Origin of the sequence: Luteibacter aegosomatis (genome assembly GCF_023078455.1) — a bacterium.
GTDB lineage: Bacteria > Pseudomonadota > Gammaproteobacteria > Xanthomonadales > Rhodanobacteraceae > Luteibacter > Luteibacter aegosomatis.
Genome location: NZ_CP095740.1, coordinates 491766 through 505701 on the forward strand (window position 1 = coordinate 491766; position 13936 = coordinate 505701).

Sequence of the window (13936 nt, forward strand, 5' to 3'; positions counted from 1 at the left end):
CCACCCTCCGGTAGCAAGCTCTCCTACCGGAGGGTGGGAGCGGGCCCTGTCCGCGATTCGGGCGACGAAAGCACATCGGGTATCCTCACCGGCATGACCGACCGCCTCCCCGAACCCGGCGCCGACGAGCGCGCCCACTCCGATCACCTTTCCGGCCTCCTGCGCGAGGAGATCGCGGCCCACGGGCCGATGCCGTTTTCGCGCTTCATGGAGCGCTGCCTCTATACGCCGGGCCTGGGCTACTACAGCGCGGGCAAGACCAAGTTCGGCGCCGAGGGCGACTTCGTCACCGCGCCCGAGCTGGGCTCGCTGTTCGCCCGTTGCGTGGTGCGCGCCTTCGAACCCGTGCTGGCTTCGCTGGGGCCGGATGCCGACTTCCTCGAACTGGGTGGCGGCAGCGGAGCCTTCGCCGAGGCGGCGCTGGGCGCGCTGGACGCGGCGGGACGCGCACCGCGACGGTTCATGATCCTCGAACCCAGCGCCGACCTGCGCCAGCGCCAGCGCGAACGGCTCCTCGCGAACCTGCCGCCCGAGCTCGCCTCGCGGGTGATCTGGCTCGATGCGCCGCTGGAAGAGGAATGGGAAGGCGTGCTGTTCGCCAACGAGGTGATCGACGCGCTGCCGACCACGCGGTTCACCACGCGCGAGGGCGAGGTGTACGAGGAATACGTGGTGCTCGACGGCGAGGGGCGTTTCCATCGCACCGACCGTCCCGCCGACGTGCTCGTCAACGGTGCCGTGCGCCACGTCGAGCGCGACCTGGGTCGCGAGTTCGACGCCGGTTACCGCACCGAGATCCTGCCGCAGCTGCCGTACTGGATGCAGGCGGTGGCGGGCACCTTGCGCAAGGGCGCGATGATCTTCGCCGACTACGGGTACACGCGTGGCGAGTTCTACCACCCCGACCGCAACGACGGCACGCTGAGGGCGTTCTATCGCCATCGCACCCATGGCGATGCGTTCTTCCTGCCGGGCCTGCAGGACCTCACCGCCTCGGTGGATTTCACCGCGCTGGCCGAAGCGGGCAACAGCGCGGGCTTCGGCGTGGCGGCTTACCTTACGCAGGCGCAGTTCCTGCTTGCCGCGGGCATGCAGGAGTTCTTCGAGGACGATTACCTCGCGACCGACGACGAGCTGGTGCGCTATCGGCTGGCGCAGGAAGTGAAGAAGCTGACCCTGCCCGATCAGATGGGCGAGCGGTTCCAGGTGATGATGTTCGCGCGCGGGATCGATCCGGCGGCATTGCCCGCGGCGGTGCTGGCGGCGGACCAGGGCAGCCGGCTTTAGCGCTTCGTAGGATTCGCCGATGCGATCGGCTCCCACCCCTTCGGTAGCAGCGTGGCTACTGGGGGGGTGAGAACCGAGCGCGGTCTTGCGAGAGTTCCGCGACCGAAGCGATCGAAACCATCCGAGCCTCGGCAAGCTCCCTACCGAAGGGGTGGGAGCCGATCGTATCGGCGAATCAATCTTGCGAAGGCTTTACGACCGAAGCGGTCGAAACCATCCGAGCCTCGGCAAGCTCCTTACCGAAGGGGTGGGAGCCGATCGTATCGGCGAATCAATCTTGCGAAGGCTTTACGACCGAAGCGATGGCGGCGACTTGCGCCTTCTTCATCGCCTCGCCGATGGCCGGTCCTTCCAGTCCCTTCTCCACGAACGGCTTCGACGTCACGCCCGCGGCTGCGGCGCGGCAGGCTCGCAGGTAGTCCGCCTGCGGATACGCCGCCTCCTCGCTGCCCAGCCGTCCGCGCTTGTCCGCCATGCACGCGAGCAGGAACGTCTCCAGACGCTCCGGACGCCGCAACGCGCCCAACGCATCGAGCATCCGAAGCACCGTGGCGGGCTTCAGCTGCAAGACCATGTGCGCGTTGAGATGGTGCTTGCAGACCATCTCGGCCATGAAGGCGTACTCGGCCGGCACCTTCAATCGCGCGGACATCGCGCGCACCGGCTCGATGCCGCGCTGTTCGTGCATGATGTGGCGAGGCAGCACCTCGGCGGGCGTCAGCGCCTTGCCGAGGTCGTGGGTGAGCGCGCACCACCCCACCAACGCATCGCCCGGCGCGAGCTTCGCCGCCGCCTGCAGCACGAGCTCGACATGGATGCCGGTGTCCACCTCCGGGTGGAACTCCGGCCGCTGCGGCACGCCGTAAAGCGCGTCCACTTCGGGAAACAGCACGCGCAGCGCGCCGGTCTCGCGCAATACGCGCACGAAGGCCTGGGGCATCGGCTCGGCCAGCGCCTTGCGCGTTTCCGTCCACACGCGTTCGGGCACGAGGTGATCGACCTCGCCCTCGTCGACCATGCGCTTCATCAGGTCCATGGTCTCGTCGGCCACGGTGAAGCCCAGGGGCGCGTAGCGCGCGGCGAAGCGTGCCACGCGCAGCAGGCGAACCGGATCTTCCACGAAGGCGGCCGACACGTGGCGCAGCGTGCGCGTTTCGATGTCGCGCGCCCCGCCGAAGGGATCGACCAGCGTGCCGTCCTCGCGGCGTGCGATGGCATTGATGGTGAGGTCGCGGCGCTCGAGGTCCTGCTCCACCGTCACCGACGGATCGGCGTGGAACGCGAAGCCGTGATACCCGCGCCCGGTCTTTCGCTCGGTGCGGGCGAGGGCGTATTCCTCCTTCGTCTCCCCGTGCAGGAAAACCGGGAAATCCTTGCCCACCGGGCGGTAACCGGCGGCGAGCATGGCCTCGGGCGTGGCGCCCACCACCACCCAATCGCGATCGACGACGGGGCGGCCGAGCAGTTGGTCGCGGACGGCACCGCCGACGAGATAGATATCCATGCCGCCTATCTTCGACGCTTGCGGCGTGCTTCGTCGAGACGGTGCTGGCGCACGGACGGGCCGAGCAATCGCGGCAACCAGGCGGAAAGCGCCTGCGGTTCCATGCCCAGTTCGGCCAGGCCGTCCCTCTTGCCCACCGAATCGATCAGCAGCGTGCGGAAGTTGTCGGGCGTGAACGGCTTGCCGGGAGCGAAGCGGGCCACGTGGGCCTGCACGAGGCCGAGCGCGTCGGGCAGCGGCAGCACGACACGATGTCGGCCGCGGGCGTCGCGGATGGCCCGCACGAGGTCGAGCAGCGTCCAGACCTCGCGACCGTAGAGCTCGAAGGTACGCAGTACCGAGATCGCCGGATCGGCCACCGCGCGGGCGATGGCTTCCACCACGTCGCCCACGTAGACCGGCGCCATCCGTGCGGACGGTCGCGGCAGCGGCATGACCGGCGCGACGGCGAGCAGTTTGTCGAAGCGCGTGACCAGGCCGTCGCCCGGACCGAAGATGGTACTCGGCCGGTAGATCGTCCAGTCCAGCGTGGACGCCGTCACCAGTGCCTCGGCTTCGCCGCGCGAGCGCAGGTAGCCCGACGTGCCGGCCCCCGCGTTGAGCGCGCTCATCTGGTGCAGCCGATGCACGCCCGTATCCCGGCAGGCATCGACGACGAGGCGGGTGAGGCCCACGTGCGCGCGGGCGAACGTGTCGCGCCGCCCCTCGTTGAGGATGCCGACGAGGTTGATCACCGCATCGGCCCCCGCGATGTGCCGACGCAGTTCGGGTGCGTCATAGACGTCGGCGGAGACGACGCTGACGTTGCGCCCCACGGTCGCCTGCCGATGGGCCTGGCGGTTGCGCGACAGCAGCAGCAAACGGTGGCCGTCGGCGGCCAGTCGCGAGGTGAGGTGGCTGCCGACGAAGCCGGTGCCGCCGAGGATGACGATGCGTTGGGCTTTCATGGGGTCAGCGCGAGGGCTCCTCCGCGGCGGGGGCCGACGAGGCTTCCGCCGGCGCGGGTTCGGCGACGGCGGGCGCGCTCGGCGGCGTGGGTTGCGCCACGGCCGGCGCGGGGCAGGTTACCGCGCGGCGCACGGCACCGGCCTGCGGCAACGCATAGGCGCTGCCGATGCGGGTCATGCGCGAACCGATGGGCAGCGCGTTGCCGTTGAGGCGCCAGTCGTAGATCACCGCGAAGGCCATCACGCGGGCCACGTACTCGCGGGTTTCCTTGTAGGGGATGCTCGCCACGAAGAGGTCGGGATCGAGCGTGCCGCGCGCCTCCACCCATTGATCGACCTTGTTCGGACCGGCGTTGTAGGCGGCGCTCGCCAGCCACGGCGCGCCGTTGTAGCGCGCCGCCATCTGCGCGAGGTAACGCGTGCCGAGCACGATGTTGGTGGGCGGGTCGTAGAGGCTCTCGCCGCCGCTCCAGGACAAGCCGTTGCGCTTGGCGACGATGGCCGCCGTGGTCGGTAACAGTTGCATCAGGCCGCGGGCGTCGGCGCTCGAGCGCGCGTCGCTCATCCAGGCGCTCTCGGCGCGGATGATCGCGTAGGCCCACGGCGCTTCGATACCCGCCTGGCCCGACTGCTCGACGACGCCGTCCTGTCGCGCCAGCGGAAAGCGTTGTTCGTACAGGCGCAACGCGTCGCCGGACGACAGGCCGAAGACCGCGCGGTCGTACCATCCCTTGCGGAAGGCGAGGTCGGCGGCGAGCCGCTGGGTGTCGGCATCGCGGCCGGCCAACGCCGCGCTCCACTCGCGGCGCCCCAGCTTCTGCAGGCCGACGGCGTAGAGCTCGAATGCGCGGTCGAGACCGGGATCGTTCAACAGGGCGGCCTCGCGCCGCTCGTCGGTGGCCAGGGTCGACGGGCAGATGGCATACGAGGCGTCGATGCGATCGGCGGCAAGGAAGCCGAAATAGGTGGCTTCCTGCGAAACGCGTCGATAGATCGCCTGCGCCTCGTCGTGGCGACCGAGCTTCGCGAGCACCAGCGCGCGGAAATAGCGCCATTCGCCGTCGTCTTTCTGCGAGGGGGCGAGGGCGTCCAGGGCGGTGAGCGCGGCATTCCAGTCCTGCCGGGCCAGCGCGACGCGCACGCGCCATTCGCGCGTGCCGTCGGTCTGCGCGCCGGGCGGCAGGGCGGCCAGCCGGTCGAGCGCGGACTCGTCGAAATCCGTGGCATGGAACAGCGCCAGCGAGTTCTCGATCGCGCCCTTCTGCTGCTCGCTCAGGGCGAAGCGCGGTGCGAGCGTGGCCCAGGCGCTGTCGGCGACGGTCGATTGCTTGCGCGCCATGCGTTGCAAGGCGAAGGTGACGGCCTGTCGATGGCGTGGGGTATCGGGCCAATCGGTGGCCTGGCGCAGGGCCGTGGCGGGATCGTTGAGCGCCAGGGCGATACGCTGGGCCACGGGTGCGTCCGACGGCGGCAGGCGTGGGGCCAGCGCCGCCACCGTGCCGCCCTTGCCCGAGTCGGCGGCCACCTGGATGCGTGCCCACACGCGATCGGTGGTGAGCAGGCCCTGGCCGGCCGCCGCGTCGATCACGGGATCGCAGCTGTTGGGCAGGCTGGCTTTCTTCCACAGGTCGGCCAGGTCGCGCTCGAACACCAGGGGCTCGTTCCGGGAAAGCTTCGCCTGCAGCGCGAAACACGCCAGCGAATCGCCCAGGCCGGGCTGGTACATGGCGGTGAACGTGGCCCAGTCCTTGCGCCGGGCCAGCTCGCCGAGGAAGTCGCGACGCAGGTCGGCGGCGGGAATCAGGCCCGGATAGCGGTCGAGGTAGGCCTGCACCGGCGCACGATCCAGCGTGCGAAGGTCGTGGGTGAGCGCCGCGGCCTCGAGGTAGGGGAACAGGCTGTACCCCTCCAGCCCCGTGGCCTGAGCGCGCCAAGCGTCGCCGCCCTGGGTGGTCGCCACGGCGTAGGCCTCGCGAAAGCGCGCGCGTTGCGCATCGGTGCCTTCGGCGGAGGCGGACGGCGCATGGGCGAGCGCGAGGGCGGCGAGGGCAAAGCCGGCCAGGAAGCGGATCATCGGTATTCCTTCACGGGTGCGTACCGCATGATTGTAAGAAACCGGCGCGCAGGTCGGATGAACGGCATCGGCGAAAGGGAATCGCCCTGTCGCGTCCGGCCCGTTAAGCTAATCCGGATCGACATCCTCGCTTCACACTGGAACGGCATGCCGCCCCATACCTCCTACGCGCGGTTCGCGCGACCGCTCGCCTGGATCCTCCTCGCCGCCGCCGCCGTGTTCGGCGCCGGTTACTGGTGGCTGCTCGGCCGCCCGGTGAACCTGCCGGATTCGCCCACGGCCAAGATCGCCTGCGTATCGTACGCGCCGTTCCGCCTCAAGGGCGAAACGCCGTTCGACCTCAACGCGTTCATTCCGCCCGAGCGCATCGACGCCGATCTCAAGGCGTTGTCGGCGCGCTTCGATTGCGTGCGCACGTACTCGATGAGCCAGGGCCTGGGTGCCGTGCCCGACATCGCCGGTCGCTACGGCATGAAAGTGCTGATGGGCATCTGGCTGGGCCGCGATCCGGCCGCCAACGAGCGCGAGATCAAGCTCGGCATCGAGGCCGCGCGCCGCGACCACGACAACCTGCGCGGCATCGTGGTGGGCAACGAGGTGATGTTGCGCGGCGAGTTGTCCGAAAAAGCGCTCGCCGCTTACATCGCGCGGGTGAACGACGCCACAGACGTGCCGGTGACGTACGCCGACGTCTGGGAGTTCTGGCTCAAGCATCCGGCGTTGGCCAAGGTCACCGACTACCTCACGATCCACATCCTGCCCTATTGGGAAGACGAGCCGGTGGCGCCCGAGCGTGCCGTACGCCACGTGGCCGACGTGTACCAGCAGATGAAGGCCCGGTTTCCCGGCAAGTCCATCATGATCGGCGAAACCGGTTGGCCCAGCCAGGGACGCACGCGCCGGGACGCCAGCGCCAGCCTCGTCAACGAGGCGCGCTACCTGCGCGAATTCCTCGACTACGCCGCCACGGTCGACATGCCCTACAACGTGATCGAGGCCTTCGACCAGCCGTGGAAGCGCGACCTGGAGGGCACCGTCGGCGGCTACTGGGGCATTTTCGACGTCGACGCGAAGCCCAAGTTCGCCATGACCGGCCCGGTGGTCGAGGAGCCGCGCTGGACCTGGGCGATCGGCGCCGGTGGCGCCGGTGCCGTGTTGTTCCTGCTGGTGGGCACGGTTCGCCGTCGCTGGCATGGTCTTTCGGGTTGGCTGTCGCTGGCGTTGGCCGGGTTCGCCGCGGGTACCGCGCTCGCCGCGCATGCGCGGCTCCTGGCGTTCGCCTGTCGCAACACGCTCGAATGGGCGGTGGGCATCGGTATCGGCGTCGTCGCGCTGTTCACGGCGTTGTCGTTGTCGCGGACCATCGCCGCGCGCCTGGCGTCGCCGATCAACCCCGCGGCCGTCGCCCCGCGTCCCGGCGAGCGGCGCATCCTGGGCATCGCGTGGTCGGGCGTGTTCACGCCGCAGCGGTTCTTCTGGATGTTCGTGCTGACGCTCTACGGCATCCTGATGGTGTTCAACGGCCGCTACCGCGATTTCCCGGTGGGCCTGTTCGCCCTGCCGTCTATCGGCTTCCTGTTGCTGGCCATGCTGCGCACCCGCGAGGAAGCGCTCATGCCGCTGGTGGAGGAGCGCTTGCTGGCGATCTGGTTGGTGCTGCTGGGTGCCGCCGTGGTGGTGCAGGAGAACGGGGCCAACCTGGTGTCGTGGGGTTGGCTGGTGCTGAATCTCGCGCTGGCGGTGCCGGTACTCGGCGCATGGCATCGGGCACGCCGCCGCGTTATCACTCCGTAGGTATCGCGGACAGGGTCCGCTCCCACCCACCCTCCGGTAGGAAGGGCGGGAGCGGACCCTGTCCGCGATGGGAATGTCTTAGGCGGTGACGAGCGCGCTCCGCTGGTCGTATTGAACCCGCACCAGTCGCAACGCACCCACCAGCAAGGCCACCGCGCCGCCTTCGTAGCAATACAGTTGCAAGGCGATCACGCCGAGGCAGGCCGCCAGCGTGGACACGCCCGTGCCGCGCACGAACAGTGCGACCAGCGCCACGACCACGGCTGCATAGCCGTAGGTGTAGTTGAGAAATCCCTGCACGATCAGGTTGCGCGTGCCGCACCACCAAGGGCCGTCGCGGCCGTCGCAGGCATGCGCCATGTCGGAAGGTTCGATGAAACCGTAGCGAAGCAGGACGGCGCCGATCGCGACGAGGACGATGAGGGCCCAGGGCAGGGCGGCGCGGAGCGGGGAGGTCATGGCGTGGAACTCATGTGCGTCGCACCCGCGGCTTGCGCGATGGCGAGCGGCAGGCGGATTTCGGCCGCGAGCGGCAGGTGGTCGGAGAACGCGCGCGGCAACGTCCACGTGCGCTCGAGGGTGATATCGGCCGAGGTGAGGATGTGGTCGAGCGCGCGCCGCGGCTTCCAGCTGGGGAAGGTGGGCATGGCGTTCGTCGGCACCTGCAAGGCGGTCTTGTCGAAGAGCAGACGCATCTCGGGGCTCGACGGCTCGGTGTTGAGGTCGCCCATCAACACGGCATGCGGGTAGGGCGCCAGCAGCTCGGCGATGAAGGCGAGCTGGCCCATGCGCGCGGCAGCGCCCAACGAGAGATGGGCCACCACCACCACCAGTGCGTCGGTGCCCTCGCCGAAGCGGACGAACAGCGCGCCACGCCCCTTGATGCGCCCGGGCAGCGGGTAATCGATGACTTCGGTCGGCTCGATACGGCTCAGCAGGCCGTTGGCCGAATGCGCCACCCGGGCCATGGGCCGGTTGGGCTGGTGGCTCCAGAACGGCATGCCGGCGGCTTCGGCGATGTAGCGGGTCTGGTTGAGGAAACCCGAACGCAGGCTGCCGGCATCGGCCTCCTGCAGGCCCACCACGTCGAATTCGTGCAGCAGGGCGGCGAGCGAGTCGAGGTTGGCGAGTTTCGACGGACCGGGCAGCACCGCGTTGACGCTGCGCGTGAAGTAGTCGCTGTACCGCTGGACGCTCGCGCCGGCGAGGATGTTGCAACTCAGCAGGCGCAGGGTGCGCTCGGAGGCGTTGGGGGAGGACGGCGTTGAGCGGGTCATGGCTTCAAGGCAGGGCAAGGTCTCGTCGGGCCGTGGCGTCGGAGGATGCCCCCCGCCGTGTGAACGGGGGGCATGGGCCGGCCGGCGGCTTACTTGCCGCCGTTGCGTTCCTTGTTCACCAGGAACATGACCACGTCGTTGAGCTGGTCGAAGTCCTTGATGTTGTTGCTGCGGTACTTGCCGTCCACGACCACCGTCGGCGTGCCTTCGACGCCCCAGGCCTGGACCAGTTTCGTGTCGCGTTCGATCTGTGCCTTGACCTCGGGCCCCTGGGCCACTTGCACGAACTTCGCGCTGTCGACGCCGTAGTTCTGCTTGTACCAGTCGGCCATCTCCTCGAGGGCGTTCAGCGGCATGTGCAGGTCCCACTTGGCCTTGAACAGCTTGTCGGTGGACTCGTCGAGCTTGCCGGCGGGAACGAGCTTCGCCGCGGCGTAGTAGGCCTGCGCGAACGGCAGCCAGGCGTCGTTGAAGGCGGCCGGCACGCGGTGGAACACGACATCCTTGGGCAGCTTCTTCTGGAGTTCTTCCACCTTGGGCTCGTAGTGCGCGCAGTGGATGCAGCCGAACGAGAACACCTCCACGACCTCGACCTTGCCCTTGGGGTCCAGGCGCTGCGGCGTGGCGATGGACGCGTATTCCGCGCCGTCGGTGAAGCTGGGGGCCGCGCCTTCGGCGGGCTTGGCGCTGCACGCCGTGGACAGGGCCAGGGCGAAGAGCAGCAGCGGGAGACGCTTGAACATGGAAATCTCCATATAAGTGCGAGGGGAAGCGGTTACTTGCCCGCGGCTTCCTTGGTGATCAGCCACTGGGTGAGTTCGAGGGCCTGCGGATAGCCGCCGGCGGTGATCGGGGTGAGCCGGTACTTGCCGTTCACGACGATCGTCGGCGTGCTATCGACCTCGTAGGCGCGGATCAGTTCATCGGCGCGTTTCATCTTGGTGTTGATGGTGAAGGAGTTCGCGGTGGCGACGAATTCCTCGGGCTTCACGCCGTACTTGGCGTAGAACTTGGCCACGTCGTCGATGGTGGGCCAGCCCGACTCGGGCTTGGGCTTGTTCGTCTGCTTGTCGTAGATGCCCAGTTCGCCGCTCTTGAACACGGCGTCGAACATGGCGTCGTGGCTCTGCTTGTCCACGCCGAAGGCCTGGGCGGTGATGTAGGCGCGCTGCAGCAACGGCCAGTTCTCGTCCGGGCGGAACGCGGCGGGGGTGTAGGTCATCACCGTGCCCTTGGGCAGGCTCTTGACCAGTTCGTCGACCATGCCGTGGAACTGGAAGCAGGCCGGGCAGCCGTAGGAGAACACCTCGGTGACCTCGATCTTGCCCGGGGTGCTGGTCGGCTGGGCGGGATCGATGCGGAAATAGTGCTTGCCTTCCACCCACTTGCCGTCGTCGACGAACGGCTTCACGTCGGGACGCTTGGCGTCGTCTTCGCTGGGCGCGGGGGCCGGTGCGACGGCCGCGGCCGTGCCGGTGCCGGCGGGCGCGCTGCTGGTGGCGGGCGCGGGGGCGGCGGCCGTGGCCGGAGCGGCGGGCGCGGCTGCCGCGGGGGCGCTCGTGGAGGCGGTCGCCGGAGCGGCGGGAGCGGTCTCCTGGTTGCCGGAGCCGCAGGCCGCGAGGCCGATCAGGGCGGCGCAGAGGAGAGGAAGGCGCATACGCATCGGTGGTGTCCTTTTCTTACCGTCGAAATGAGAACGGGCCCGACGGGCCCGTTCGATCTTCCAACTTTAACGCCTTCAGGGCGACGCTGGGGCGGCGGCCGGCACGGGTTCGTTCGTGTGCAGGCCTTCGATGTAGCTGGCGACGGCGGCGATATCCTTGTCGTCGAGCTTTTTCGCCACCTCGACCATGATCTTCGTGTGCGGGCCCGCCTGCGCCGGGTCGCGTTCGCGCAGCGCCTTCAGGCGCGATTCGGTGTACTTCGCGTGCTGGCTGGTGAGCTGCGGGTAATGGGCCCCCGGATTGCCGCGGCCATCGGGGCCGTGGCACGCCATGCAGGCGGGAATGCCGCGGTCGACGTCGCCGGAGCGATAGAGCCCCTGGCCCTGTTCGACGTAGGCCTGGTCGGCCACGCCCGGCAGCGACGCCTTGGTGGCGAAGTAGGCGCCGACGTCGTGCATGTCCTGCTCGGACAGCGCCTGGGCAAAGCCCTGCATGACCGGATTCATGCGCTTGCCGGACTTGAAGTCGGCCAGTTGCGCGGCGATGTACTGTTCGCTCTGGCCGGCGAGGCGCGGGTATTGCGGATCGGTGGAGTTGCCGTCCATGCCGTGGCAGGCGCCGCAGACGGCGGCCTTGCCCTGACCCGCGGTGGCGTCGCCCGGCTTGAGGGCCGCGCCGGCTTCGCCCGAGGGCGTGGCGGCGGTGGCCTGCTCGCCCGTGGGCATGCCCGGCGTGGCCGGATCGGTGGCGGCATTGGCGCCGGGCTTGGCGGCCGTGCCCGACGGCGCGGGTGCGCTGGACGGCTTGGCGGGAGCAACGGACTGAGCGCCTGCGGCGCTCATGACGAGCATGGTGACGATGGCAGCGGCGGCGTGCCTGAACTTCATAAGTGTCTCCGGAAGGGGATACTTCATGACCGGGCGTGCTCCCTGCCACGCCTGAACCGAATGATTATGGCGGTGCCTTGAGAGCCCGGTCAAACCCATGCCGCTATACTGCCGGGCCCTGCTCGTGCAGCCCGGTTTATCCGACACGCCATGTCATCCAATCCGCTCAACGGCGCCCGCTTCGTTCTGGCCGCGCACGAAATCACCCAGTTGCCCTACGACCAGGGCGCCGAAGTGGCGTTCGCCGGTCGCTCCAACGCGGGCAAGTCGAGCGCGCTCAATGCGTTGACGGGCCATAACGCGTTGGCGCGCACGTCGAAGACGCCGGGCCGCACGCAGCTGATGGTGGTGTTCGACCTTCCGCCGCTGAAGATGGGCGAGGACGCCACGCCGCTCGACGCGCGCCTGGTGGATCTCCCCGGCTACGGCTATGCGAAGGTGCCCGAGGCGATGCGCACGCACTGGCGCGGCGAGATCGACGCCTACCTCAAGATGCGCCGCAGCCTGCGCGGCATCGTGCTCATCGTGGACATTCGCCACGAGATGAAGGATTTCGACCGCACGATGCTGGCGTTCTGCGCGGCCACCGAACTGCCGTGCCACGTGCTGCTGACCAAGGCCGACAAGATCTCGCGCGGCCAGGCGGCCAAGGCGCTGGACGCGCTGCGCAAGGATTTTCGCCAGCAGGGCGTGCAGGGCACGGCGCAGGTGTTTTCGTCGCTGGCGAAGACCGGTGTCGAAGAGGCCCGGGCGAAGATCATGGAACTGCTGCGTACGCCTCGCTCGCACGAACTCTGAAGCGAAACCCATCGAGGACAGGGTCCGCTCCCATCCCTCGGCAGGAAAGCCGGCTACCGAAGGGTGGGTGCGGACCCTGTCCGCGATTCAGGTCGCGAGCGTTTCCATGAAGACCCGGCAAAGCGACTCCATGCCCTTGCGATCTTCCTCGTCGAACCGCGCCACCGTCGGGCTGTCGACGTCCCACACGCCGAACAGGCTGCCGTCGGCCTTCACCAGCGGCACCACGATTTCGGCGTTGGACGCGGCATCGCAGGCGATGTGCCCATCGAACGCGTGCACGTCGCGCACGAGCTGCGTCTGCCGCGTCTGCGCGGCGGTGCCGCACACGCCGCGGCCCAGCGCGATGCGGATGCAGGCCGGCTTGCCCTGGAAAGGCCCCACCACCAGCTCGGTGCCGTCGTAGAGGTAGAAGCCCGCCCAGTTGAGGTCGGGCAGCACGTCGTACACAAGGGCCGCGAAGTTGGCGGCGTTGGCGATCGTGTTGGGCTCGCCGTGCATGAGCCCCGCGGCCTGCTCCGCCAGTTCGGCGTAGAGGGTGGCCTTGTCGGCGGTGTCGATGGCCTTGGCTTCGTACATGGCGGCGTCCGGACGTCTGCGGGTAGTCGAAGCCGTGTATGGTGCCACGTCCCAGCCAGCGCAAGGCCGCTCCATGACCCGCCATCTTTTCGTCGCCGGAACCGATACGGGCATCGGCAAGACCCACGGTGCCCAGACCCTCGTGCACGCCTTCCGCCAGGCCGGCGAGCGCGTGGCCGGCATGAAGCCGGTCGCCAGCGGCTCGGCGCGCACGCCCGACGGCCTGCGCAACCAGGACGCCCTGGACCTTCAGGCGGCCAGCCATCCCCGGCCCGCCTACGCGCAGGTCAATCCGCTGGCGCTGGAAGAAGCCGTGTCGCCGCACCTGGCCGCCGCCAGGGAAGGGGTGTCCGTGCGTTGGGAGCCGCTGGACGAGGCGTTCGCGACATTGGGCGCTACCCATGAACGCGTGGTGGTGGAGGGCGTGGGCGGCTGGATGGTGCCGTTGTCCGACGAGCTGTCGATGGAGCAACTCCCCCAGCGTTGGCACCTGCCGGTGGTGCTGGTGGTCGGCATCCGGCTGGGCTGCATCAGCCATGCGCGCCTGACCGCGCGGGCCATCGAGGCCGACGGCTGCCGGCTCGCCGGGTGGATCGCGAACATCATCGAGCCGGAAATGCACCTCATCGACGAAAACATCCGGACGCTGCGCCGGCACATCGACGCCCCCTTGCTGGGCACGTTGCCGCATCGCGTGGCGCCGGCCGAGGCGGCCATTTTCCTCGACCTCTCCCTCCTGGGCTGACGGCGGCTTCACGCGTCGCGATTTATCACGAAGGCATGACTACCTACTTTCTCTCCGTCAAGGACATCAGCAAGGCCAAGGGCCCGGATCCCGACCTTTCCTTCGAAGGGATCGGGCCGGACAAGCTGGCCGCCGACATCGTGCAGGCCATGCGTTCGGACGACCTGTTCCAGCGGTGGCGCGCCAAACAGCCTGAACCGGACGAGGTGGACCCCTCGTTGGGCGTCACGGATCCCGGCGCCTCGGCCACCGGCGAACTGTCGCCGGGTGACAGGCACGATGTGACGCTCACCACCAGCCTGCCCATGCGCATCGTTAAGCATCGTCTCAATCTGCTGATCGGCAGCAGCTGGGAACTGCGCGACACCAAGTGAGTCCCT

The 13936-nt window shown here is 68.8% G+C and carries 14 protein-coding genes; 5 read left to right on the forward strand and 9 right to left on the reverse strand.

Annotated features, from left to right (window positions below; genetic code table 11):
* Positions 1-93: 93 nt before the first annotated feature.
* Positions 94-1287, forward strand: coding sequence for a class I SAM-dependent methyltransferase (locus L2Y94_RS02155; protein WP_247372787.1), 1194 nt, complete (start codon positions 94-96; stop codon positions 1285-1287).
* 271 nt (positions 1288-1558) lie between these two features.
* Here L2Y94_RS02155 and L2Y94_RS02160 read toward each other — a convergent pair whose 3' ends face one another.
* The 3 genes from L2Y94_RS02160 to L2Y94_RS02170 are packed head-to-tail and all read right to left on the reverse strand — an operon-like array spanning position 1559 to position 5812.
* Positions 1559-2791: a multifunctional CCA addition/repair protein gene (locus L2Y94_RS02160; protein WP_247372789.1), complete on the reverse strand. Its 1233-nt coding sequence runs from the start codon at positions 2789-2791 to the stop codon at positions 1559-1561.
* Between the two features lie 5 nt (positions 2792-2796).
* The gene (locus L2Y94_RS02165; protein ID WP_247372791.1) at positions 2797-3738 is read right to left on the reverse strand and encodes a complex I NDUFA9 subunit family protein; all 942 of its coding nucleotides are present in this window, start codon (positions 3736-3738) and stop codon (positions 2797-2799) included.
* 4 nt (positions 3739-3742) lie between these two features.
* Positions 3743-5812 carry a transglycosylase SLT domain-containing protein gene (locus tag L2Y94_RS02170; RefSeq protein ID WP_247372793.1) on the reverse strand — a complete coding sequence of 690 codons (2070 nt, stop codon included), beginning with the start codon at positions 5810-5812 and terminating at the stop codon, positions 3743-3745.
* 147 nt (positions 5813-5959) lie between these two features.
* Between L2Y94_RS02170 and L2Y94_RS02175 the strand changes: the two genes are divergently transcribed.
* Positions 5960-7606, forward strand: coding sequence for a glycoside hydrolase family 17 protein (locus L2Y94_RS02175; RefSeq protein WP_247372795.1), 1647 nt, complete (start codon positions 5960-5962; stop codon positions 7604-7606).
* A 78-nt stretch (positions 7607-7684) separates the two neighbouring features.
* On the opposite strand, the gene L2Y94_RS02180 is transcribed toward L2Y94_RS02175, so the two are convergent.
* From L2Y94_RS02180 to L2Y94_RS02200, 5 genes are all read right to left on the reverse strand, one after another.
* Positions 7685-8065 (reverse strand): hypothetical protein, encoded by a 381-nt coding sequence (locus L2Y94_RS02180; protein ID WP_247372797.1) that lies wholly within the window; start codon positions 8063-8065, stop codon positions 7685-7687.
* Positions 8062-8883: an endonuclease/exonuclease/phosphatase family protein gene (locus L2Y94_RS02185; protein ID WP_247372799.1), complete on the reverse strand. Its 822-nt coding sequence runs from the start codon at positions 8881-8883 to the stop codon at positions 8062-8064. Before L2Y94_RS02185 ends, L2Y94_RS02180 begins: the two co-directional genes overlap by 4 nt.
* 89 nt (positions 8884-8972) lie before the next feature.
* A complete protein-coding gene (locus L2Y94_RS02190) occupies positions 8973-9626 on the reverse strand; it encodes a thiol:disulfide interchange protein DsbA/DsbL (protein WP_247372801.1) in 654 nt (217 codons plus the stop codon).
* A gap of 32 nt (positions 9627-9658) precedes the next feature.
* Entirely contained in the window at positions 9659-10540 is an 882-nt protein-coding gene (locus tag L2Y94_RS02195) for a thiol:disulfide interchange protein DsbA/DsbL (RefSeq protein ID WP_247372804.1), read from the reverse strand.
* A gap of 81 nt (positions 10541-10621) precedes the next feature.
* Positions 10622-11434: a c-type cytochrome gene (locus L2Y94_RS02200; RefSeq protein WP_247372807.1), complete on the reverse strand. Its 813-nt coding sequence runs from the start codon at positions 11432-11434 to the stop codon at positions 10622-10624.
* A gap of 150 nt (positions 11435-11584) precedes the next feature.
* Here L2Y94_RS02200 and yihA point away from each other — a divergent pair, with 150 nt between their 5' ends.
* Complete coding sequence (gene yihA, locus L2Y94_RS02205) at positions 11585-12232, forward strand: ribosome biogenesis GTP-binding protein YihA/YsxC (RefSeq protein WP_247372810.1); 648 nt, start codon at positions 11585-11587, stop codon at positions 12230-12232.
* 87 nt (positions 12233-12319) lie between these two features.
* Here yihA and L2Y94_RS02210 read toward each other — a convergent pair whose 3' ends face one another.
* A complete protein-coding gene (locus L2Y94_RS02210) occupies positions 12320-12811 on the reverse strand; it encodes a GAF domain-containing protein (protein WP_247372812.1) in 492 nt (163 codons plus the stop codon).
* Between the two features lie 73 nt (positions 12812-12884).
* On the opposite strand from L2Y94_RS02210, the gene bioD reads away from it, so the two are divergent.
* The gene (gene bioD / locus L2Y94_RS02215; RefSeq protein WP_247372814.1) at positions 12885-13556 is read left to right on the forward strand and encodes a dethiobiotin synthase; all 672 of its coding nucleotides are present in this window, start codon (positions 12885-12887) and stop codon (positions 13554-13556) included.
* A 35-nt stretch (positions 13557-13591) separates the two neighbouring features.
* Entirely contained in the window at positions 13592-13930 is a 339-nt protein-coding gene (locus L2Y94_RS02220) for a hypothetical protein (RefSeq protein ID WP_247372816.1), read from the forward strand.
* The last annotated feature ends 6 nt before the right edge of the window (positions 13931-13936 follow it).